Source organism: Sphingopyxis sp. H073, from assembly GCF_001468395.1.
GTDB lineage: Bacteria > Pseudomonadota > Alphaproteobacteria > Sphingomonadales > Sphingomonadaceae > Sphingopyxis.
This window is the reverse complement of sequence record NZ_LNSG01000012.1, coordinates 41,524-63,974: the sequence shown is the minus strand read 5'-3', so window position 1 is coordinate 63,974 and position 22,451 is coordinate 41,524. Positions and strand designations below refer to the sequence as shown.

At 62.6% G+C, this 22,451-nt stretch carries 15 protein-coding genes and 2 pseudogenes; 4 read left to right on the top strand and 13 right to left on the bottom strand.

Annotated features, from left to right (window positions below):
• The first annotated feature begins 239 nt into the window (after nucleotides 1–239).
• Nucleotides 240–1,505, top strand: coding sequence for a site-specific integrase (locus tag ATE64_RS18475; protein ID WP_058455314.1), 1,266 nt, complete (start codon nucleotides 240–242; stop codon nucleotides 1,503–1,505).
• 31 nt (nucleotides 1,506–1,536) lie between these two features.
• Here the strand turns inward: ATE64_RS18475 and ATE64_RS18470 are convergent.
• The 12 genes and pseudogenes from ATE64_RS18470 to ATE64_RS18415 form a co-directional block, all read right to left on the bottom strand.
• Nucleotides 1,537–1,980 (bottom strand): annotated as a pseudogene (locus ATE64_RS18470) (aquaporin family protein); the annotation flags it as partial.
• A 709-nt stretch (nucleotides 1,981–2,689) separates the two neighbouring features.
• On the bottom strand, nucleotides 2,690–3,514 hold the full coding sequence (locus tag ATE64_RS18465; RefSeq protein ID WP_137868132.1) for an IS3 family transposase: 825 nt from the start codon (nucleotides 3,512–3,514) through the stop codon (nucleotides 2,690–2,692).
• Nucleotides 3,487–3,837 carry a transposase gene (locus tag ATE64_RS18460; RefSeq protein ID WP_058457711.1) on the bottom strand — a complete coding sequence of 117 codons (351 nt, stop codon included), beginning with the start codon at nucleotides 3,835–3,837 and terminating at the stop codon, nucleotides 3,487–3,489. The genes ATE64_RS18465 and ATE64_RS18460 overlap by 28 nt, the downstream gene beginning before the upstream one ends.
• Before the next feature lie 222 nt (nucleotides 3,838–4,059).
• A pseudogene (locus tag ATE64_RS18455) lies at nucleotides 4,060–4,380 on the bottom strand (ATP-binding protein); the annotation flags it as partial.
• A gap of 560 nt (nucleotides 4,381–4,940) precedes the next feature.
• A complete protein-coding gene (locus ATE64_RS18450) occupies nucleotides 4,941–6,305 on the bottom strand; it encodes a cation:proton antiporter (protein ID WP_082657822.1) in 1,365 nt (454 codons plus the stop codon).
• A complete protein-coding gene (locus tag ATE64_RS18445) occupies nucleotides 6,302–7,828 on the bottom strand; it encodes a tryptophan halogenase family protein (protein ID WP_058457391.1) in 1,527 nt (508 codons plus the stop codon). The genes ATE64_RS18450 and ATE64_RS18445 overlap by 4 nt, the downstream gene beginning before the upstream one ends.
• On the bottom strand, nucleotides 7,825–8,742 hold the full coding sequence (locus ATE64_RS18440) for an alpha/beta hydrolase-fold protein (protein ID WP_058457390.1): 918 nt from the start codon (nucleotides 8,740–8,742) through the stop codon (nucleotides 7,825–7,827). Before ATE64_RS18440 ends, ATE64_RS18445 begins: the two co-directional genes overlap by 4 nt.
• Complete coding sequence (locus ATE64_RS18435; RefSeq protein ID WP_058457389.1) at nucleotides 8,739–10,781, bottom strand: glycoside hydrolase family 97 protein; 2,043 nt, start codon at nucleotides 10,779–10,781, stop codon at nucleotides 8,739–8,741. The genes ATE64_RS18440 and ATE64_RS18435 overlap by 4 nt, the downstream gene beginning before the upstream one ends.
• Nucleotides 10,781–12,427 carry an alpha-amylase family glycosyl hydrolase gene (locus ATE64_RS18430; RefSeq protein ID WP_058457388.1) on the bottom strand — a complete coding sequence of 549 codons (1,647 nt, stop codon included), beginning with the start codon at nucleotides 12,425–12,427 and terminating at the stop codon, nucleotides 10,781–10,783. The genes ATE64_RS18435 and ATE64_RS18430 overlap by 1 nt, the downstream gene beginning before the upstream one ends.
• Before the next feature lie 12 nt (nucleotides 12,428–12,439).
• A complete protein-coding gene (locus tag ATE64_RS18425; RefSeq protein ID WP_197410173.1) occupies nucleotides 12,440–14,242 on the bottom strand; it encodes an alpha-amylase family glycosyl hydrolase in 1,803 nt (600 codons plus the stop codon).
• On the bottom strand, nucleotides 14,239–15,735 hold the full coding sequence (locus tag ATE64_RS18420; RefSeq protein WP_058457387.1) for a tryptophan halogenase family protein: 1,497 nt from the start codon (nucleotides 15,733–15,735) through the stop codon (nucleotides 14,239–14,241). Before ATE64_RS18420 ends, ATE64_RS18425 begins: the two co-directional genes overlap by 4 nt.
• Nucleotides 15,736–15,819: 84 nt before the next feature.
• On the bottom strand, nucleotides 15,820–18,681 hold the full coding sequence (locus tag ATE64_RS18415; RefSeq protein WP_058457386.1) for a TonB-dependent receptor: 2,862 nt from the start codon (nucleotides 18,679–18,681) through the stop codon (nucleotides 15,820–15,822).
• 291 nt (nucleotides 18,682–18,972) lie between these two features.
• Between ATE64_RS18415 and ATE64_RS18410 the strand changes: the two genes are divergently transcribed.
• The 3 genes from ATE64_RS18410 (at nucleotide 18,973) to ATE64_RS21805 (ending at nucleotide 21,935) form a co-directional block, all read left to right on the top strand.
• Complete coding sequence (locus ATE64_RS18410; RefSeq protein WP_058457385.1) at nucleotides 18,973–20,007, top strand: LacI family DNA-binding transcriptional regulator; 1,035 nt, start codon at nucleotides 18,973–18,975, stop codon at nucleotides 20,005–20,007.
• Nucleotides 20,008–20,129: 122 nt separating this feature from the next.
• Nucleotides 20,130–21,629, top strand: a complete 1,500-nt coding sequence (locus ATE64_RS18405; protein ID WP_058457384.1) for an MFS transporter — start codon at nucleotides 20,130–20,132, stop codon at nucleotides 21,627–21,629.
• Nucleotides 21,630–21,797: 168 nt separating this feature from the next.
• On the top strand, nucleotides 21,798–21,935 hold the full coding sequence (locus ATE64_RS21805; RefSeq protein ID WP_156416611.1) for a hypothetical protein: 138 nt from the start codon (nucleotides 21,798–21,800) through the stop codon (nucleotides 21,933–21,935).
• Here ATE64_RS21805 and ATE64_RS22365 read toward each other — a convergent pair.
• A complete protein-coding gene (locus tag ATE64_RS22365; protein ID WP_269433233.1) occupies nucleotides 21,922–22,056 on the bottom strand; it encodes a hypothetical protein in 135 nt (44 codons plus the stop codon). The two genes, ATE64_RS21805 and ATE64_RS22365, sit on opposite strands and share 14 nt — an antisense overlap.
• Between the last annotated feature and the right edge of the window lie 395 nt (nucleotides 22,057–22,451).

Genomic DNA, 22,451 nt, shown 5'->3' with positions numbered 1-22,451 from the left:
TAAGTGTCTGAAATTGTTAGGAAAACTGGAGCGGGCGAAGGGATTCGAACCCTCGACCCCAACCTTGGCAACTTGATCGTGACACTTTTCGATTTCTTCCTTTTCTACGCCACTGCCCCATAATTGCTTATTTTCTTGAGATTATCTCTACGACGCCCTATCCTCGACTAGCCGCTGGAGTACCGTTCAGCGCTGACAATTGCGTGATCTGAGATTTTGTCAGCAAGAGGAGTGGCAACATGCCGACGAGCAAGCTGACAAAGCGTACGATCGACGCGGTGGTATCGCCCGCCGCGAAACAACTCATCTATTGGGACACCGAGATTAAGGGATTCGGACTTCGCGTTCTCCCATCGAGCCTGAAGACCTTCATCGTTCAATACCGCAATGCCGAGGGCATTCAGCGGCGCATGAACCTGGGCCGCTTTGGCGTGCTCACCGTCGAGCAAGCGCGTGATCTCGCGCGGCTGAAGTTGGCGGAGGTCATCGTCGGCGGAGATCCAGCGGACAAGGTCCGGCAGTCGCGCAACGGCATGACGGTGGCCGAGATGTGCGATTGGTATCTCACTGAAGCACGGGCCGGGAACATCCTCGGACGAAAAAGCCTTCCGATAAAGTCATCATCGCTCGACATGGACGAGAGTCGCATAAAGACGCACATCGTCCCGCTGCTCGGAAAACGTGTCGTGAAGCATCTGAAAATTGCCGATGTCGAACAGATGCAGACCGACGTGAAGAACGGAAAGACTGCCAAGCCGCGCACCGGAGGCCGCGGTGGCAGGGCGACCGGCGGTCCCGGCGTCGCGGGTCGCTGCGTCGGAACGCTCCAGGCAATCATTGGTCATGCGAAGCACAAAGGCCTGCTCGAGGTCCATCCGACGCTGGGAGCAAAGAAGCTCGCGGGAAAGAAAAGGACTCGTCGTTTGAGCGTGGCCGAGATCATGATGATGGGAAAGGCGATCGCCTACGCTGAAGCCAATGGGGAGAACCCGATCGCCCTCGGTGTGTTGCGAGGACTATTGCTCACCGGCTATCGGCGGCAAGAAGCGCAAGCAATGCAGCGAGCCTGGCTCCATGCCGATCGCGGATACGTTGTCTTTCCGGATACCAAGGGCGGAGCGCAAGTAAGAGCGATCGGACCGGCCGCCATCCGCATTCTGGAAGCTCAGGTGGAGATAGTCGGCAATTCCCACTTCTTTCCGTCCGCAGCGGGCGATGGCCCATTCACGGCTGTTAGCGACTGCCTGAAACGGGTTTCCGGCTTGGCGGGTATCACGGGAGTTACACCGCATACGCTTCGCCATACCTTCGGAAGCGTTGCCGGAGATTTGGGATTCTCCGAGCTTACGATCCGGGCAATGCTGGGTCATGCCTCGCAGAATGTAACTCAAGACTATGTCCACATCGACGAGGCGCTAAAGCTTGCCGTGCAGCGAACGTCCGACGAGATTGCACGATTGCTTGACATCGGCACTGACGCAAAAATGGAAATGGCGCGACAGTGAGTGCTCAAACGCGGCTGGCCGGCTGCGCCAGTCAGCTTTCGGGCGCGTATGGAGAAATAGCCGATGGCCCAAAAGGCTCGCCGAACAGGGTGCTTGCGATTGCGGTTGCCGCGATCGCCCCGGCGAATTGCGCAACAACAAACATTGGAACGTCATGCGGCGCGATACCCGCAAATGTGTTCGACAGGCCGCGCACCACGGTGATCGCCGGATTTGCAAAGCTCGTCAATGACGTGAACCAGTAAGCAGCGGTGATATAGAGCCCGACCGACGCCGCCACGGCCTGTGGCTTGTATCTCGCGGTACCGAGGATCGTCAGTACGAGGCCGAAGGTCGCAACGAACTCGGGGGTCCACTGCCCCAATCCGGTTCTCGCCTTTGTCGAAAACTGTAAGATCGGAAGGTCGAACATCAGATGCCCGGCCCACGCGCCGAAAATGCCGAAGGCAAGCTGAGCCACGACATATGCACCGGCGTCGAGCTAATGCGTGCAAGTCCTCACGGTCGGACGCAGCGACCTCATGAAGCTGTGGTGCGCCGGGGAGGAATGACGAGGACGCGAAATCCATATTGGATTCGATTGCTTGATTGAGCGTTTCCCGAAATGCGACACCGGTTGTGCGCTTCTGGAGTGAGATAAATGCGTTCACCTCGGCTTCGACTTTTTCAATCGACAGTTTCAGGCTTTGGAGATCGCGGAACAGGGTGGATGCAGGCGAAAGCGTGTCTGCACTCGGGGCGGGCGTTTCGGTTATTTTGGTCATGTCATCCAGTTGGCGGCGGGCCTGGACAATGACCAGAAGCTGAGATCGTCCGACATGGTCCGAGATTCTACTTCCTGTCGCGAAGCGTCTCAAAGGTGCTGGCCCGCGGTGCGCGCAGCTTCTCGCGCCGGAAGGGACGTATGCGGCCTATCTGTCTGTACGTGCGCACATCCGAGCGCATGCTGTGCGAATGCAGCGTGCAAGTCACAACAAATTGGCGCCCGCCCGGTCGATTCCGGACGGGCGCCAGTTTTTGAAGAATTCGCCCTCGGTCGAGGAGGAGCTCTTCTGGGTCGCACCGCGTAGATAGATCGTCGAAAGCGTCAGGGATTGTACAGAAACGCCAAAACATGTTCACGTATGTCAAACGGCGTTCAAAAGGGACCCCCGATTGGAGTGGGCCCCTCGGGCCGGACAGGGTCACGCAGCTGATTTGACCATGGGCCGGGAGTGTTGCTGCTCGAACTGCGCAGGGCTGACATAGCCGAGCGCGGAATGTAATCTGCGTTGATTATAGATGTCGTCGATGAACCTGGGAAGCTGGCCGGCGACATCATCGAAGGTTTCGAACGCCATGGGGTAAACCGCCTCGACCTTGAGCGTCTTCATGAAGCTTTCCGCCTTGGCATTGTCATAGGGGTTGCCCCGCCGGCTCATCGAGCCGACCATCCCATGATCGGCGAGCATCGCTCGATAGATGCGGGATGCGTATTGGCTCCCGCGGTCAGAATGATGCACGCATCCTGATCGCGGGCGCCGTCGTTCGATCGCCACTTTCAGCGCCGCCACGGCGAGCCGGGCGTCAATCGACCTCCCGATGGCATAGCCGACCACGCGGCGCGACCAGGCGTCGAGGATGATCGCGACATAAGCAAAACCACCGATGATGGCGACATAGGTCAGGTCCGCCACCCAGAGCTGATCGGGGCCATCGAGGATCATGTCCTTCGAGTGATCCGGAAAGACTGGCAGGTCATGGTCGCTGTCGGTGGTTGCGGTATAGCGCCTGCGGCGGCGCGGTTGCAGGCCATGCTCGCGCATCAATCGCTTGATCCGCTTGTGGTTGGCGATCACGCCCTGATGGCGAAGCGCGGCCTGCACGCGGCGCCAGCCATAGGCTTCGAACTCATCGCAGATCGCCGCGATAGCAGTCAGGAGTTCAGCATCGCCGATCCGCTCGGTCGGCACGTGGTAGAATGTCGATCTTGCGATGCCCATCAGCCGACATCCTCGCGCGATCGACATCCCGCCGGGCCGGTGATCACGGATGTACTGGCGCTTCTCGGCCGCGGTGCGTCGCGAAGAGCCCCCTTTAAAAACTCCAGTTCCAGCGCCTGTTTGCCGACAAGGCGTTCGAGTGCGGCAATCCGGGCCTCATATTCCTGGATCAGATCTGCCGCTCGCGCATCTTCATCAAGGGCGCCGGCCTCGTACTTCTCCACCCAGATGCGGATCAACTGCCGGGAAATATCGTGCCGCTTGGCAAGGGCGTGAAGCGTCTCGCCGCTCAGAAACTCCTGCGCGACCTGACGCTTGAACTCGACGCTATGGGATCGGTGTCTTGCCATGGGCTCTTCTCCAAAAGCCCGGCTACACGGTCAATCCAACTATGCTTCCTTGTCCGGCCCGAGGGGCCCACTCCAGATCGGCGTCGAAGAGGGACCCCCTTTTCGGATATGATGCTGGTTTGTTGAAGATGGCCTTGCGCTGCGTGCGGCGGAGGGCGGGCGTAGCCCGACCGGAGGCGCGCGCAGCGCAAGATAGATTTTTGAAGGCGCCGAAGGTGGCTGTCAGCTGCGGTTTTTGAAGCGCCAGCTGTCGTTGCCCGTCTCGACGATATCGCAGTGGTGGGTGACGCGGTCGAGCAGCGCCGTGGTCATCTTGGGATCGCCGAACACGGTCGGCCATTCACCGAAGGCGAGGTTCGTGGTGATGATGACGCTGGTGCGCTCATAAAGCTTGCTGATGAGGTGGAACAGCAACTGCCCTCCCGAGCGGGCGAACGGCAGATAACCGAGCTCGTCGAGCACGATCAGGTCGAGCCGCGACAGCCGCGCCGCCAGGGTCCCGCCTTTGCCGATCCGGGTCTCCTCTTCGAGGCGTGTCACCAGCTATGACGAGCCGAGTGGCAGAAACCTCCAGATCGCCCTCAGGCAAGACGACAGAGCGGAGCTGGCAATGCGCATATCCGAAGGTCTCGACTAGCGAATGAGCGATACATACACTTATCAGAGAATGGCCGTTTGCTGTCAGGCCGCTTCCGGGACGCAGATCTCGACAAGCAGACATTTGGTTGCGTTAGCTCGTGAGGCGGATATCCAGAATTACATTTACGTCGACAAAGCGGTCAAAATGGCCGTCCAGGAAACCTCTTAAGTGATTGCCCAACTACCCGACATTGGAACAGCCAAGGCCGGCAACGGCAACGGCAATTATAGTCGGTTAATCAGATGGTGGGGGGGGAGGTAGCTCAAAAGATGCCAGCATTCCGGTCGATGCCAGCGCAACGACCAATGGCGGCTCGATCGACACGGTATCAAGCCGCGGCGCTCCGCATTTGGTAGCAAGGAATTCATAAATCGTTTGCGATCGGCCTCTCACGGAACGGCTGTTTCACCGCATCCGCACTATGCCGAGCTAGCGCGGCTGGCATTCCCCGATTGCAACCTGCTTATCCTGTCGTGCTTCCGCCGAGCGAGGCGAGCTCGCCGCGCTCGCGCGCCTTGCGGCCATAGACGAGTTCGAAGAGCGGCCCCGCCATCACGGTCGTCGCGATTGCCATGAGCACCATCATCGCGAACAGCGTCGGGCCGATGATACCCTTTTGCAACCCGATGTTGATGATAATCAGCTCCATCAGCCCTCGTGCATTCATCAGCGCGCCGATGCCAAGCGCGGTGCGGTTGTTCTCGCCCGCCAGCCGTGCAGCGAGCCAGCAAGCGCCGAACTTCGCCGCGATGGACACCGCGAGAATACCGAGCGCGACCGCCAGCAACTTCCAGTCATTTACCATGTCGAGCCGCGTATTGAGCCCCGAATAAGTGAAAAACATCGGCAACAGCAGCACGACCGTCATCGGCTCGATCTTGCGACGGATTTCCTCCGCGAATAGCCCGCGCGGCATGCAGACGCCAAGCAGGAAGCCGCCAAACACCGCGTGGATGCCTGCGGTGTCCATGACGAAGGCCGATAGCGCGTAAAGGATCAGCACGACTGCAAAGAGCGTGTGCGTCAGCTCGCCCTTCGCCTCGACCGCGCGGCCCAACAGCATGAACAGGCGGCGGCCCGCGAGCAGCATGAACGCGACATAAGCGCCGCCCCCGAAGATCGCGAGCAGCGCGACACCCGGTCCTCCGCCGAAGGTCGCGAGCACGATCGCGAGCACACACCACGACACCGCATCGTCGAACGCGCCGGCCGTCAGCGACAGCGTCCCGAGCGATGTGTTCGCAAGTCCGCGCTCGTTGATGATCCGCGCGAGCATCGGAAACGCGGTGAGTGCGATGCAGGCGCCCATGAACAGCGTTGCGCTCACCGGACCTATTCCCGGCAAAAAGAGGCCCGAAATGGTCAGAAGATATGGCGTGATCGCAAAGGCAAAGAGGAAGGGCACGATGATCCCCGCGGCCGACACGCCCGCGGCGCTTCGCGCCTTCGACTGAAAATGGTCAAGACGGAGCGTCGTCCCGACGATGAACATATATAACCCGACCCCGAACTGCGCGACGACATAGAGGATGTTGCGCGTCTCTTTCGGGAACAACACGGCCTGAAAATCGGGGAAGAAAAGCCCGAGGAGCGAGGGGCCGAGCAGCACGCCAGCGATCATCTCGCCGACGACCTGCGGCTGGCCGAACCATTTCTTCGCCGCCCAGCCGGTGATCCGGCAGACGAACAGGATCACCGCAATCTGCAGGAAGAAATGGATGCTGTAGTCCCCCGGCGTGTAGCTTCGTGCTGCCTCCACAGCAGGGCCGTGCGCACCAAGCGCATCGCCGATCGCGCGCGCGAAATCTTCGACGAGTTCGCGCGTCACGGTCGCCGGGCCGCGACGGGAAAAGTGGGCGGGACGAAATTTAGCTCCGCTCGGGACAGAAAGCGGTCGATTGCGGCAAGATCGGCGGGGCGGTCGGTCGTGACGGGTGATCGCATGGCGGCATTGGACGGGAAAACACCATATCCGGCGAACAGGCAATGCCAGCTGATATTCGGGTAAAAGGCGCCGATGCGGAGATCTTCGATCGCTTCGCCAATATCGGCACCCGTGAACCAGGCCGTGATCATCGCCTTAAGATTGTCCGACAAAGTCTCGAGTCCGGCGGCATCGCGCCAGTAGCCCCGATCGGCGTCGCGCTGGTTCATCCGGTAATGCGCAACGATATAGTCGCGAACGCCCTCATAGCGCGCCGCGATCCGGGCGTTGAAAATGTCGCGGTGCCTGGGGGTGAAGCCTCCGCCTTCGAAGGCCGTGATGAACTCTTGTGCGGTCGCGATGACGATGTGGAGCGCGGTCGCCTCCAGCGGCTCGATGAAACCCTGCGCCAAACCCATCGCAAGGCAATTGGCCGTCCAACTATGTTCGAGCCGTCCGACCTTCATCTCCAGATGTCTCGCCGGACCATCCGCATCGGTTAGCCCAAGCGCAATTCTGAGCTCGCGTTCGGCCTGATCGCGGTCAAGATAGCGGCTTGAATAGACATAGCCGTTTCCGATCCGCGTGGTCAGCGGGATGGCCCAGCGCCACCCGGCCGTCATCGCGATGCTCTTCGTAGCCGTGACGACCGGGCCCCTTTCGTCATGCGCCGTCGGCATGACGACGGCCCGGTCGTTGAAAAGATTTTCCGCAAATGGCAGAAAGCGCGCGCCGAGCGCCTGTCCGGCGATCAGCCCCCCGAAACCACTGCAGTCGACGAAAAAATCCGCCGCCAGTGCCTCGCCGCCCTCCAGCCCCAGCGATCGCACATTGCCGTCGGCCCCGACGTCGACGCTAACCACCTTCCGCGCAAGATGCGTCACGCCCTGCGATACCGCGTGATCGCGGAGAAACGCGCCGAGCTTATAGGCGTCGAAATGATAGCCGTAGGCGAGATCGAACGGGAAGGATTCGCCGCCATGCGGTCCCCCTCCGCGAGCGGCGACCCGCCCGGCAAGGTAAAAGCGGTCCGGATTTGCCGGGACGTCGACGCCGGTCCGCCGTAACGCGGCGTTGCGGAAAAACTCGGCCTGGGTATGCACGTCGAGCGTTCCCGGGAAGGGGTGGAAATAGCCCGACTCCTGGCCACCCGCCGACCAGCCCTCGAACGCTATCCCGAGCTTGTAGGTGGCGTCGCACGCGGGCATCCATTCGGCTTCGGCTATGCCAAGGCCGTCGAAAAAGGCCTTGAGCTGCGGTGTCGACCCCTCACCCACCCCGATGATTCCGATGTCGGGGGACTCGACGACCGAAATCCGGATCGGGCTGTCACGCCAGAGATGTGCAAACAGCGCCGCCGTCATCCACCCGGCGCTACCCCCGCCGAGAATGACGATATGAAGCGGTTCCTCGGCGGATGGGCTCATCGCGGCGCCATGAGAAAGAGGAAAATTTCCGGGAGACGGGCTGCCCACGCATTTTCGTCATGCGGTGCGCCATCATAGACGCGACTTTGCCATTCCCGTCCCCGCTCCCATCCGCTGGCGGCGAGGCGCGCGTCGATCGCTTGCTGATATGGCGCATAGTGGGCATCGAGCGTGGCCGTGCCATGGTCCATCCAGAGACGTCGCCCGTCGGGTGGGCCAAGGCGTGCCGCGAACCAACCATCCCAGAGCGCGATCAGCCGAGGGTCCGCGTCGCCCACGGCGCCGGGCGCGACCGCCGGCCAATGCGAGCTGACGCATGCCGCGCGGCCATAGACCGCCGGACGTTCGAGAAAGGCATAGCAGCTCATGAGGCCGCCCATGCTCGATCCCATGATCACGGTGTCGTTGCGCCCCGGACGAGTCCGCAGCGTCGCGTCGACCCATGATTTCAGAGGCCCCGCAAGCCAGTCGAGATAGGCGTCCGACAGAATCGGACCGCCCGCCGCCGCCGCCATAGAAGCGGCAATATCGGGCGCCGCGAGCCGGTACGCGCTCGCCGGAAGATACTGGCGATAGCGATCCACGCCCGGCGCCCAGATACCGACGATGATATGCGGCTCGGCTCCTCGCTTCATGGCCGCCAGCATGGCGCGGTCCGCCTCCCATATCTTCCCGAAGTTCGACGACGCCCGATCGAAGAGATTATGGCCATCGTGCATATAGACGACCGGATAGCGACGGACGCCCTTGTCGTAGCCGGGTGGCAGCCAGATCGTCAGGCGTTGCTCGGGCAATCCGGCAGCGAAGACATGATCATATTGGAGAAGACGGCCGCGATCGGCGGCTTCGGCAGGCAGGGCGAGCAGCGCCCACAGCGCCATCAGCGCCGCCACCAGGTGCCGCCGGATCGTCATCGTCCGGGATGCAGGCGCATGGCCGCTCCCCCGCCCGGAGCGAGCCACAGGCGGTACGTGTCGCCCTTTTTCACCCGGATATTGTCATAGGCGATGCGGTGCCGGGCGTCGGTGAGATAGGTTGCGCCTTCGCCATCCTTGTAGATGGTTGCCGTATAGGTCTTGCCGGGATCGAGGAAGTCGAACCGCAGCGACAGCGTCCGCTCGGTCGCATCGTTGACGCCGCCGACATACCAGTCGGCGCTTGCGCGGTCCTTGCGGGCAAAGATCGCATAGTCGCCGACTTCTCCGGCAATCAATTTGCTCTCGGACCAATCGGCAGGGACTTTGGAAATGAAGTCGAGTTCGCGCGGATGCGCCTCGAGGTTTTCGATGAAGTCCGCGGCCATCTGGATGGGAGAATATATCGCAAGGTAGAGCCCAAGCTGCTTCGCAAGCGTCGAGGCCAGCGGCGCCTTGTTTGCGCCCTCGAGGCTGAGCACGCCGGGGGTGAAATCCATCGGTCCGGATAGCATGCGCGTGTACACCAGCGTCGGCTCGTGATCGGGGCCGTTGGCGAAGGCGCCCCAGGCGTTATATTCCATGCCTCGCGCACCTTCGCGCGCGACCCAGTTCGGGTACGTGCGGCGAAGGCCGGTGTCCTTCACGGGTTCGTGAGGGTTGACCGCGATCTTGTACCGGGCCGCCGTCTCGACGACCTTGAGATGATGTTCGACCTGCCGCTGGCCGTCGTGCCACTCCATGCGGGTTTCGCCTGGCGCATCGCCGGGTGCGATAATCCCGCCCGCGTCGGCCACATAACCGGTCTTCACGGCTTTGACGCCGAGCTTTCCATACAGCTTCATCGCATCTTCGAGCTGCGCCTCATAAACGGCTATGTTTCCGCCCGTCTCATGATGACCGATCAGCGTCACGCCCTTGCGCTTCGCATAATCGGTCACCGCCGCGAGGTCGAAGTCCGCGGTCGGCTGGGTAAAGCTGAATTTGTCGCCATGGCCGAACCAGTTTCCGTCCCAGCCCTTGTTCCAGCCTTCGACCAGAACTCCGCCGAACCCGTGTTTCGCGGCAAAATCGATATAGTCCTTGGTCCTCTGGGTCGTGGCGCCGTGCTTCGGCCCCTCGGCCCAGCTCCAGTCCCCGCGGATCATGCCCCACCAGATCCCGACATATTTCATCGGCTTCACCCAACTGACGTCCCCGAGCTTGTTCGGCTCGTTCAGGTTCAGTTCGAGGTCGTTTTCGACGAGACCCGCCGCCGAATCCGCGATCCTGATCGTCCGCCATGGCGTCGCGAAGGGCAGATCGCGCGTGACGCGCGGTCCGCGCGACGACGGCGACAGGGTGGCGCGAAACTTCTGCCCTTCAGCGCGCTTGAGCCACATGCCCGCATAGTCGACCAGCGCGGCCTCGTGAAAGGCGAGATGCGTCCCGTCGTCGAGGCGCATGGTCAACGGCGTGTGCGCCGTGGCGACGGCGTCGATCGGCGTTTTCTGGTAGACCTGCTCATAGCGGTTCCATTCGCCGCCGGTAATCCACCAGGCCGTCCCTTGGGGTACGATGTCGAACTCGGTGAATTCGTCGGCGATATGCGCTGTCTTGAAGCCGGGTTGTTCGGGCAACTCGTAGCGGAAGCCGATGCCGTCGTCGAAAAGCCGGAAGCGAAGGTTCATCGCGTGGCCGCCCCAGCTCTCGTCTTGCCGGAACCGGACCAGCAGTTCGTTGTGCACATCGCGGATGAAGCGGCGTTCGCCCCACGGTTGCTCCCAACGCGTATCGGAACGCTTGCGCTCGCTGTCGACGATCGAGAAGCCGCGTTGCAATCCGATGCCGTCCGTCAGGATGAACCCGAGTTTCGAGGGCGCGATGAGCAGCTTGCCCCGCCGCGACAGCGACCATGTCGGTCGCTGGTCGCCGTCGGTGGACACCGTCAGAACGATGCTGCCGTCGGGCGAGGTGGCGGTTTGCGTCGCCGGCGCCGGCTGGGCGAGGAGGGGAACCGGGGCGAACGAAACAAAGGCGGCCAGAGCCAGACGGCGCATCACATATCTCCTTGGACGTTCAGCCAGAGCGCGCCGCAGGGCGGCAGACAATCGATGGTGGCTCCGTTGAGCGCCACGACCGGCGTGCCGACACCCGCGTGCCCGGAAATGTCGATTGTTCCATTTCCAAGATTGAAGAGGCAGCGAAGGTGATCGTTCCTGGCAATTCGGTCAAAGGCGAGCAGATCGCCCTCGGTTATCCAGTTCCGGTTATCGCCCGCGCGGAGGGCCGGGTACCCGGCGCGCAGCGCCACAAGTCGACGCGTCAGATGCAGCAGCGAGGCCGGATCATCCTCTTGCCGGTCGACCGCGAGCGCCGCATGTGCCGCGCCCAGCGGCAACCAAGGCTCAGCGCTGGAAAAGCCCGCATGGGCCGTGCCGCCCTCCCACGGGAGCGGCGTGCGCGCGCCGTCGCGCGACAAGGTAAGCGGCCAATTCTTGAGAGCCTCGGGATCCTTGATCAGTTCGAAAGGTATGTCGACCTGGTCCAGTCCCAATTCCTCGCCGTTGTAAATGATGATGTTGCCGCGCAGCGCACAAAGCAGCGCCATCTTCATTCGCGCATAGGCCGCGCGGTCGGTGCCGGGCGGAGTCCAGCGGGAGAGAGCTCGCGGCGCATCGTGATTTTCGAAGGCCCAGCTTGGCCAGCCGGTCCCGGGCGCATCGGGCCATTGCTCCGCCGCCTCGCGAACGAGCTTCGGGGTCAGCTGGTCCGCATAGAGGAAATCGAAGCCATAGGCGCTGTTGAGCCGGTGCCCGCCGGCGGTAAACTGCCGCATCTCGCGCACCGCGTCGTCGCCGCCGACCTCCGCAACAGTGAACCTGTCGGCATAGCGATCGGTAAGCGCCCGAATCCGTTCGAGAAACAACGGGATGTCGGGGTGCGACTGGTTGTAGATTTTTTGCTGGAAATCGAAGGGCCGCGTCCGGACCTTGTTCGAGGGCGCCGCCGGCGGATTGTCGCGAAGTTCGGGATCGTGCATCGCGAAATTGATCGCGTCGATACGAAAGCCGTCGACCCCCCGGTCGAGCCAGAATTGCACGACGTCGAGCAGGGCCTGTTGCACGTCGGGGTTATGCCCGTTGAGCTGCGGCTGCGAGCCTAGGAAATTATGGAGATAATATTGGCCGCGGCGCGCGTCCCACGTCCAGGCGGGGCCCCCGAACACCGACTGCCAGTTGGTCGGCGGCGTACCGTCGGGCCGCGCGTCCGCCCAAACATACCATTCGGCCTTCGAATTCTCGCGGCTCGTGCGGCTTTCGGCGAACCAGGCATGGCGATCCGACGTGTGGGCAAAAACCAGGTCGGTGGTTACCTTCAGACCAAGCGCGTGCGCGCGGGCGATGAGTGCATCGAAATCGTCGAGAGTCCCGAAAATCGGATCGACGCCGCGATAGTCGGAAATATCATATCCGAAGTCGTCCATCGGCGAAGGGTAGAAGGGAGAAAGCCAGATCGCATCGACACCGAGGGACGCGATATAGTCGAGCCGGGCAGTAATGCCGGCAAGGTCCCCAACCCCGTCGCCGTTCGAATCGGCGAAGCTACGCGGATAGACCTGATATATGACGGCACCCTTCCACCAAGGCGGAGAGGCTTCGGTACAGCTATGCGGGTCTTTTGCGAGGGGCTGGTTTATCGTCACTGTTGTTTTCGCTTATTCGCCGGCCTGGCAGATCAAGGTGCCGAAGGCCGGGACGGTGATGGCAAGGGTGCCGGGCGCGGCGGAGGCTGCCGGACAATTGCCTGAAAGCGCCTCGAAGGCCCGGCTTTTCATATCGACCGCGATGTTAGCGGACAATTGCGTTGCAGACGTATTGAAGGCGAGCACGACCTCGCGGCCGGTGTCGGGATCGAAGCGCGACACGGCTAACAGACCGGCCTTGTCCGAGAAGGCCCGCACCGTCGTGGATCCGCGCATGAGGGCCGGTGTGTGCCGGCGAATAGCACTGAGCGCCGCGATATGGCGATACAGCGGATGGCTGGCGTCGAAGTTCGCGGTCGCGGTGGTGGCGTTGCTGCCGACGAGATCATTATCGTTGTAGACGGCGACTTTCGAGGCGAACATGTCTTCGCGCGCGAGCTGGTCGTTGCCGTCCGACAGGAAGCCCTGCTCGTCGCCATAGTAGATGGTGGGGATGCCGCGCAGGGTGAGTAGCATGCTGTGCGCGAGCTTGACGCGGGCCAGAAGCTCTGCCTCGTCCGCTTCGGGGTTTGCCTGTTTCACGAAGGTCGCGACACGGCCCATGTCATGATTGCCGAGGAAGGTCGGCAATGTCAGCGCGGCGCGCGCGCCGCCCTTGTAGAGGATGTCGCCGTCGAACAGGCGGGCAAATTGGTCGGTCCCCTTCGTTCCGCTCGCCGCGTCGATCGCGGCCCGGGCGAAGGCGAAATCGAGCACCGCAGGAAGTCCGGCGGAATGCGTATAGGCCGCCAGCGCACCGGGATCGAGCGCGTCGATGTAGATTTCCCCGAAGATATGGAAATTGGGAATTCCGCGGGCCCGCGCACGCGCCTGCATCGCGGGGACGAAGGCTTGCCAGAATTCCGGATTCACATGCTTGGCGGTATCGATGCGAAAGCCGTCGATGCCGAACTCGTCGATCCACCGTCCGTATATTTCGATAAAGCCCTTAATGACTTCGGGATTCTCGGTCGCCAGATCGTCGAGTCCTGCAAAATCACCGTAGAGGGCGGACTCGCCGACCCAGTCGCTGTTGCCACGATTATGATAATAGACCGGATCGTTGAGCCACGCGGGGGCCTTGCTGTGTTCCTCGCCCTTCGGGACGAACGGCTGATAGGCGAAAGAGGGGTCCACGAGCTTCGACCAGTTATCGGGGCTCGGATCGCGGTCACCTGCGAAACCGGGATTAATCGCCGGTCCGTCGACCCCTCCACGCCGCGCAAAGGGATAGTCGGCGAGGCTGCGGTAACGATAGCTCGACGCATCGCCATCGCGATACTGGATAACATCGGCCGTGTGGTTGGTGATAATGTCCATATAGACCTTCATCCCGCGCGCATGAGCGGCGTCGACGAAGGCTTTGAACTCGGCATTGGAGCCGAAATGCGGGTCTACGCTCGTGAAATCGGTGACCCAATAGCCATGATAACCAGCGCTTTCGTCGCCTTTCGGTCCCTGCACCGGCTTGTTGCGGAAAATCGGCGCGAACCAGATCGCGGTGGCGCCGAGACCCTCGATATAATCGAGCCGTCGCGTAAGCCCGGCAAGATCGCCGCCATGATAAAATCCCTTCGCGGTCGGATCATAACCGGTCGCAAGACGATCGCCTTTCAGCCCGCCGCGATCGTTCGACCGGTCGCCATTTTCGAAACGGTCGGGCAGCACGAAATAGATGATGTCGTCGGAGACGGGACGCGAGCGCGCATCTTCCGCAGCCGCCGGTGCGGGAAGCGAAGCGACAAGCATCGCGAACGGAACGAACCAACGGATCATGCAGCAACTCCTGCGGGACGCGCCGCGGCAAGGAAGGCGTCGTAATTTTCCATCTGCGCGACTTCGCGCTCGATCGTCAGCGAGATGCCGGCTATAAATTGCGCTAGCTCGGCCGGTTCGAGACTGTCGGCAAGCGGATGCCAGCGCAGGGGCTCGACCGCTTGTCCGACCAGCACCTGCAGCCATCCCGATTCGGTGAAAAGCTCTTCATGTTCGCGGAAGATCAGGCCTTGCGCGCGGAAGAGGTCGATTTTGGCTGCAAGGGTGTCGGGAACGTCCATTTCCGCCCGGTCCCGCCAATAGGGCGTGTCCTGCCGCTCGGTCGCCTTGAAATGAAGAATGATGAAATCGCGGATACGCTCCCATTCGAAGTCGCTCTGCCGATTGAATTCCGCGGCGACCGCAGGGTCGGCGGCGCCTGACGGGAGCATTTTGACGAGCCGCGAAATTCCAGCCTGAACAAGGTGGATGCTCGTCGATTCCAGCGGTTCCATGAAACCGCTCGCAAGGCCGAGCGCCACGACATTGCGGTTCCACATCCGCCGTCGCTTGCCGCTGACGAAACGCAGCTGGTTGGGCTCCGCCTGCGCCGCGCCGTCGAGATCGGAGAGCAGCGTATCCAGGGCAGCATCGTCGCCGATATGCGCCGAGCAATAGACATAGCCGTTGCCGATGCGGTGCTGGAGCGGAATGCGCCATTGCCAGCCGGCATCGCGTGCCGTGGCGCCGGTCCACGGAAGCTGCGGCACCGTACCGTGGGCGCAGGGCACCGCCACAGCGCGATCGTTAAGCAGCCAGCGCGACCAATCTTCGTACCCGCTCGCCAGCGCGCCCTCGATCAGCAATCCGCGAAAGCCAGAGCAGTCGATAAAGAAATCGCCGTCGAACCGCCGTCCGTCGTCCAGCGTCACGCCGGCGACGTCGCCGCGCTGCGGATCAAGGCGCACCTCGCCGATCCTGCCTTCGATGCGCTCGACGCCGCCCGCCTCGGCGCGGCGCCTGAGGAAGGCCGCGTACAGCGCTGCATCGAAGTGGTAGGCATAGGGCATTTCGAGGAGGTAGCGCGATGTGCGGGGCGCGCCCCGCTGCATCCGGCGCGCGCGCGCCGCCCGCTCGTTCAGCGAATAATGGTCCAGACTTTCGGCCAGTCCCGCGGCGCGCGCGCGCAGCCAATAATGGTGGAAATCGACCAGCCCCAGACCGCGGCCTATCGCCCCGAAAGCGTGCATGTAGCGATGGCCGACGCGCGTCCAGTCGCGAAACTCGATCCCGAGCTTGATCGTTCCCTGCGTCGCCGCCAGAAATTCATCTTCGTCGATGCCGAGCGCATCGTTGAAAAGCCGGATTTGGGGGATCGTCGCCTCGCCGACGCCGACCGTTCCGATTTCATCGGACTCGACCAGCCGCACCGACCAGTCGCGCGGCAGGAACCGCCGCAGGCAGGCGGCCGCCATCCAGCCTGCCGTCCCGCCCCCGATGATCATCAACCGCATGGCGATCCTTTGACCAGCGCCGCCCCGGCGGCGCAACAAAATGATGGGAGCGGCGCGACCCTGCCGCTCCCACCCAGGGAGGGTTCAGAATTTGAACGAGGCGCCCGCGAGGAACCGGCGGCCATATGTCTGATAGTCGATAACCGCCCGGCTATCGCGCGGATCATCGGTGACGAACGGCTCGTCGGTAAGATTCTGGCCCTGGACGAAGATCGAGAGGCCCTCGAGCGCACTGCCCGGCTGGAAGTCATAGCCGATCTGTGCGTCGATAATCGTCTCGGGCCGGGCGCGGCGCCGCACGCGAGCGCCACCGAAGCCCGACACCTCGCCGATGAAGCTCGAGCGGTAGCGGGCGCTGACGCGCGAGTTGAATCCCCATTTCTCGAAATAGGCCGTACCGTTCGCGACCCACTTCGAATAGCCCGGGATATCCTCCGCAGGCGCGCCGGGCGTGGGCGCGATCTTGGTCTTGGTGTAGGAGGCGCCGCCGGTCACACCGAACCCGTCGAGCGCCGATACGATCTCGCCGAACGGCAAGGTGCCGGCAAGTTCGACACCGTAAAGTTTGCCGCCCTTGCCGTTGATGGGCGCGTTGATCGTGCCCATGTAATTGACGATGATCGGCAGCCCGTTGCCGTCGTTACCCGGTGCCTGGATCGGATAGCCGGTGAAGTCGAACGGAGTATCTTGGTTGTAAATGTAGCTTTTCAGATCCTTGTAGAACAGCTGCACCGCAAGATAGCCCTTCGATCCGAAATATTTCTCGAACGTCAGGTCGGCGGCGTTGGCGCGCCACGGGCGGAGATCGGGATTGCCCGCGCTGCCCGCGCCGGCGCGGACGACGGCGCAGGTGCGGCCCGTCGGACAGACCATGTTGCCCGGATCGCCGACCGTCGTGCCATAGCTCAACGTGGCTTTTAGGTCGTCGAGGCGCGGACGGATGATTTCGCGCGCCACGCTGACGCGGATCACGAAATCGCTCGCTGTGCGCAGCGACAGGTTCAGGCTGGGCAGCACGTCGACATAATCGGTGCTCTCGCGGCGCGGGATGCCGACGATGTTCGGCGACCCGTTCGGATTGGTTCCCGCGAACGACGCCGTCGCGCCGTTCGAATTCTGGTCGGTAAAGATCGCCTGGACGCCGAAATTGCCGGTCAGCACCGATGACCCCATTTCATGGTCGATATTCGCCTGAAGATAGGTGGTCATCAGCTTTTCGGAGACGTCATAGGCCTTGACCACGACGTCGCCGTAGGGATTCGGCACCAGCTGGTAGATACCGCCCGCGAGCAGGTCGCGCGGATCGTAGCTGACCACCGGACCAAGCCCCAGGTACGACAGGTTGGTCGTGCCGAGGCGATATTGGTCGGGGATCGGCACGCTCGTCAGCCCGTCGGTGTTGGCGACGAGGCCGACGAAGGCTTCATCGGGGGTCAGGCTCTTTTTGCGATCGGTATAATTGACCCCGAACTGAACCGAGCGAAGGAAGCCCTCCAGCTCGCGTTCGATTTCGACGCGGTATTGCCAGAGCTCGTCCTTGATGATGCGGTTGTTGTAATAGCCGTCCTGGCCGCCGCGGATCCGGCGCCCGTCGACCCCCGTCTGATCCCCGCCCCAACCCAGGGGGCTGGTCAGCTGGATCAGGTTATAGTCGCCATAGTTGAGGGTGGGGCTGAAGATGGTCCCGTTGCGGTCGCTGGTGAAACCGATCGTGTCGGTCGCGCCGACGTCGGCGCCGCGCCCGGTGCCGGCATTGCTTTCGAAGATCAGTTCGTTGCGGTCGGTTTTCGACATGCTGATGTCGGCCGTGACATTCCAGCCGTCGTCGCCTTCCCAGCGGTTGTTCCAACCGAAGCTGTAGAGCTTTGCATTGCGCTCGAACACGTCGTTGCGCACGACGCCCTCGACGTTCGAGAAGCGGCCGGCGCGCGCAAACACGAACTGACCGCTCGAATCGATATCGGTGATCGTCAGCTTGGTGGCGTTGGGGCTGGCGGGATCATTGTTGACGTCGAAGCCGAGCGGAAGCTCGATTCCGCGCTTGATCTGGTCATCCTTGAAGTCCGAGTAGAAGGCGTCGAACGTCGAGGTGAAATTGGGGGTGGGCCGCCATTGCACCGTTCCTTGGAGGCCAAGGCGCGTGAGCTGGGTCGAGGTCGCATAGCTTTTGGAGCCGCCGATCACCACCGGGCTCGCCGCGGTGCCTCCGCCGGCATAACCCCAGGCGTTGAATTCCTGAATCTGGTAGGGCTCGTCGACATAGGATGCCGAAAGCGCCACGCCGAGCGTGTCGTTGGCGAACTGGTCGACGAAGACGCCGTTCACACGGTAGCCGTATTTCTTCGAACCCGCGTTCAGCTTGCCGAGGTCGGCCCATGTGCCGCGAACCCCGACCGAGATCGCCCGCTTGCCATAGTCGAGCGGGCGAATGGTGCGCAGGTCGACGGTGCCCGAAAGCCCCTGTCCGACGATCGAGGCCATCGGCGTCTTGTAAACGAGGACCTGGTTCACGACCTCGGACGGATATTGGTCATACTCGACCGCCCGATTGTCGCCGGTCGAGGTTTGCTCGCGGCCGTTGAGCAAGGTCGTCGAGAAGTCCGGCGCAAAGCCGCGGATCGAAATCGAGTTCGAACGGCCCGAGACACGCTGCGAGGTCAGGCCGGGCAGGCGCGCGATCGATTCGGCGATCGACGCGTCGGGTAGCTTGCCGATATCCTCGGCCGAGATGGATTCGACCACCTGGTCGCGATTCTTCTTCGCGTTGACGGCGCTCTGGAGGCTGGCGCTGTAGCCGGTGACGACGATGTCGCTGTCGGACGCGGCCTCGTCGGCGGGCGCGGCGGCGCCGTCCTGCGCCATCGCGGTGCCCGAAAGCATGGCGGTCAAGGCAAAGCCGAGCGCTACGGTGCTGGCGCCGCGGCGGAGGCTGATAGAATTACGCATAAAGGCTCCCCTGCTGCGATGGGGGGTCGTTCGCGCAACGGCTCGGGAGCGGCAGATCGCGCCGCACGGCATCCTCGTCATCGCGTGGGTGTTCCCATCGTCGGTCCAGCAATTGAGACCAAATCGGCCGCGCGACCATAGGGTATACGTATACGCATATCGTCGCCCGTCAGCCGCTGTCGCGTAAATGTCACAGCGCGATGGGCTCGACCCATTGGCAGTACGGCCGGCGCTCGCTAGTCTCGACGCAAGGACGGGCCGGCCTGAAGCCGACCGAACCGGGAGAAGGATATGGGGCGACCGCCAACGGCCAAGCCTACGAGTTTCGATATCGCTTATCTGGCCGGCGTGTCGCAGCCGACCGTATCGCGCGCGCTGCGCGGCAGCAAATCGGTGAGTGCCGCCACCCGCGCCAACATCGAGCGGATTGCGCGCGAGCTCAACTATACCGTCGACAAGAATGCATCGAGCCTCCGCTCGCAGCGCGCCCACACGCTCGCGCTCCTCTTCTTCGAGGATCCGACCCCAGACGAGTCGATGATCAACCCCTTCTTTCTTTCGATGCTCGGCTCGATAACCCGGCAGTGCGCCCTGCGCGGCTATGATCTTCTGATAAGCTTCCAGCAAATGAATAACGACTGGCACGTCGACTATCAGGACAGCCACCGGTCTGACGGCATCATCCTGCTCGGCTATGGCGACTATCAGCTTTATCGCGCCAAGCTCGAGCATCTGGTGGAGATGGACACGAAGTTTGTCCGCTGGGGATCGGTCGCCGACGACAATATCGGATTGACGGTCGGGTCGGACAATATCGGTGCCGGCGTTCAGGCAGGCGAGCATTTCATCGAGATAGGTCGCAAATCCATCGCCTTCTTGGGCGACGCATCCAACCACGCGCCAGAGTTTCAGGATCGCTATGCGGGCCTTTGCCGGGCGATGACGGCCGCGGGCCTGACGCCAGATCCGCGGCTGCAGCAGCCTGCCGTTTCTTCCGAGCAATCGGGCTATGAAGCCGCGCGCGCGCTCCTCGCCACGGGCATTCCGTTCGACGCCCTGTTTGCCGCCAGCGACCTGATCGCGATCGGGGCCATGCGCGCGCTCGTCGAAGCCGGCTTGGCACTGCCGCGCGACGTCGCGTTGATCGGGTTCGACGACATCCCCGCGGCCAGCCTGACGTCGCCGACGCTGACAACGGTGATGCAGGACTTGAAGGGTGCCGGGGAATTGCTCGTCGATGCGCTGCTCGGCCGCATCGACGGTCGGCCCGCAGGGCGATGCATCTTGCCGACGCGGCTGATCCGCAGGCAAAGCACATCGCCCTGATCGGCTAAGTATTCGTATACCTTGACCCGATCGCCCCGCCCGCCGCTTGCTCTTGCCGGGCGCTGCTGCAAGATCGCGCGGCTAAAGAGCCGCGCGCCATGCGGCCGATGGGGAGAGACGTGATGGAAAAGCCGCGGCAAAGTCGCGCCGGACTGTGGAACATCAGCTTCGGCTTTTTCGGCATCCAGATCGGCTTCGCGCTCCAGAACGCCAATATGAGCCGGATTTTCCAATCGCTTGGCGAAGACATCGAGAAACTGCCCGGCCTCTGGGTCGCCGCACCGCTGACGGGCCTGCTGATCCAGCCGGTGATCGGCCATATGAGCGACCGGACCTGGCTGGGGCGGCTCGGCCGCCGTCGGCCTTATTTTCTTGCCGGCGCCATTCTCGCCGCGATCGCGCTGTTCGTGATGCCGCAAAGCCCGGCGATCTGGTTCGCGGCGACGACGCTCTGGCTCCTCGACGCCTCGCTCAATATCTCGATGGAGCCCTTTCGCGCCTTTGTCGGCGACATGCTGCGGAAGGACCAGCATAGTGCGGGCTATGCGGTCCAGACGGCCTTTATTGGCGCGGGCGCGGTCGTCGGCTCGCTCTTTCCGTCGTTCATGGACCTGCTGGGGGTCGCCAATGTCGCGCCGCCCGGCGAGATTCCCGACACCGTCCGCTACGCTTTCTGGTTCGGCGGCCTTGCCCTCTTCCTCTCGGTCTTGTGGACGGTGGTGACGACCCGCGAATATGATCCGGTCGAGATGGCGGGATTCGGCCCCGCCGAAGCGGAGACCCAGCCCGCGGTTCGCGCGCTTGCGTCGCGAAGCTATGCCGGTTGCTCCGCCTGGATCGTAGCCGGTCTCGGCGTAATGGCCATCCGGCAGGAATTTTCGCTGCTCCGCGAGGTTCTTCTCCTCGGCGCGCTGCTGATTGCCTACGGCCTTGCAAGCCTCATCGCCATCGCCCTCGCGCGCCGTGGCAACGAGACCAACATGCTGTCGAGCATCGTCGGCGATTTCTCCGGTATGCCGCCAATCATGAAGCGGCTCGCCCTCGTCCAGTTCTTCAGCTGGTCGGCGCTGTTCATCATGTGGATCAACACCACGCCCATCGTCGCCCAATATCATTTCGGGACGACCGATGCGGCGAGCGCCGCCTATCAGACCGCCGCCAACTGGGTCGGCACGCTCTTCGCCATCTATAACGGTGTGGCCGCCGTCGCCGCGCTCACTCTCCTGCCCTGGTTATCCAGGCGCATCGGGCAGGCCCGCACGCACATCGCCGGCCTTGTCTGCGGTGCGCTCGGCTATGGCAGCTTTTTCCTGCTGCGCGACCCCACGCATCTTGTTGCGAGCGAGGTCCTCATCGGCATCTTCTGGGCTTCGGTTCTCGCGATGCCTTACGCGATCCTCGCCTCCAGCCTGCCGCAGGGAAAGCTCGGCATCTACATGGGCCTCTTCAATATCTTCGTGGTCGTTCCGCAGCTGCTTGTCGCCACGATCATGGGGTCGATCATGGCCGCCTTCTTTCCCGGCGCCCCGATCTACACGATGGCGTTCGCGTCGGGCACCTTGCTGCTGGCGGCCGCCGCAATGACGCGGGTCACCCCGCTCACCGGAGGGGTCGCCCGATGATCTCCCGTTTGGGTCCGTGCCGCCCGCCTTGCCTCCCTCTCGGCCGTCACGGCTTGCGCCTGCGCCGTCCCATCCGCCGCCGAGCAGCCGGCTCCAACCTTTAACTGGAAGGCGCCGGACATCGCGCAGCTGAAGCATCCCGAGACGAGCGAAATGCAGTCTGGACAAATGCTGGGGGCGGCAATCATTCTGGCGGCGCCGATCATCGTCGCTGTGCTGCATCAACGTTCTCCAGGCGGCAGCGCAATTCGCCCGCTCGACCCGACGATGCTCGATGTCTATGCCCTTAGTTTCATCCGCGCGTGACGCCATAATAGTCCTTCACCGAATAAGGCGAGCCGAGGCTGCCCTTGCGGTTCTTCTCGCCGATCGGATGGATCGGCATCAGCCAGATGATATCGACGCCGAGCTTTTTAGGGCGGGGCAACTGCGTCTCGGCGGCTCGAAACGTTCCTTCGCGCGTGAACTGCCGCGTGTTGATCTGATAAAGAATGGCACCGCGGCTCCAGTCTACATGAGTCTTGGTACAACTTTAGACAGACCTCATCTTTCTGCGCCAAACACTATCGCGCACCAAAATTTCATTTGGGCAAACGTTATTGCGCCTGTGGCGCGGCTCCCTCGCTGCAACATTGCCCAAGGGAACAGGTCCTCAGCTCGAACTGGCCGTGTGTGGACGGCCCTCCGTTGGCAAGCGGTTTCTGGATATGATGCGACCTGCTGGTTGGTGCAGCCATGTGTCCGGCCTGTGATGCGGCCTTGTCATGCGCCGCTGGCCATGATGCCTTTCGCGCGGATCGGGTCCCGACCAATTGGACGCAC

Bases quoted from the DNA above. Each gene is read 5' to 3' on its own strand.
- ATE64_RS18475 (WP_058455314.1), top strand. From the start codon at position 240: ATGCCGACGAGCAAGCTGACAAAGCGTACGATCGACGCGGTGGTATCG.
- ATE64_RS18465 (WP_137868132.1), bottom strand. From the start codon at position 3,514: ATGTCGATCGCGCGAGGATGTCGGCTGATGGGCATCGCAAGATCGACA.
- ATE64_RS18460 (WP_058457711.1), bottom strand. From the start codon at position 3,837: ATGGCAAGACACCGATCCCATAGCGTCGAGTTCAAGCGTCAGGTCGCG.
- ATE64_RS18445 (WP_058457391.1), bottom strand. From the start codon at position 7,828: ATGAGCCCATCCGCCGAGGAACCGCTTCATATCGTCATTCTCGGCGGG.
- ATE64_RS18440 (WP_058457390.1), bottom strand. From the start codon at position 8,742: ATGACGATCCGGCGGCACCTGGTGGCGGCGCTGATGGCGCTGTGGGCG.
- ATE64_RS18435 (WP_058457389.1), bottom strand. From the start codon at position 10,781: ATGCGCCGTCTGGCTCTGGCCGCCTTTGTTTCGTTCGCCCCGGTTCCC.
- ATE64_RS18425 (WP_197410173.1), bottom strand. From the start codon at position 14,242: ATGATCCGTTGGTTCGTTCCGTTCGCGATGCTTGTCGCTTCGCTTCCC.
- ATE64_RS18420 (WP_058457387.1), bottom strand. From the start codon at position 15,735: ATGCGGTTGATGATCATCGGGGGCGGGACGGCAGGCTGGATGGCGGCC.
- ATE64_RS18415 (WP_058457386.1), bottom strand. From the start codon at position 18,681: ATGCGTAATTCTATCAGCCTCCGCCGCGGCGCCAGCACCGTAGCGCTC.
- ATE64_RS18410 (WP_058457385.1), top strand. From the start codon at position 18,973: ATGGGGCGACCGCCAACGGCCAAGCCTACGAGTTTCGATATCGCTTAT.
- ATE64_RS18405 (WP_058457384.1), top strand. From the start codon at position 20,130: ATGGAAAAGCCGCGGCAAAGTCGCGCCGGACTGTGGAACATCAGCTTC.
- ATE64_RS21805 (WP_156416611.1), top strand. From the start codon at position 21,798: ATGCTGGGGGCGGCAATCATTCTGGCGGCGCCGATCATCGTCGCTGTG.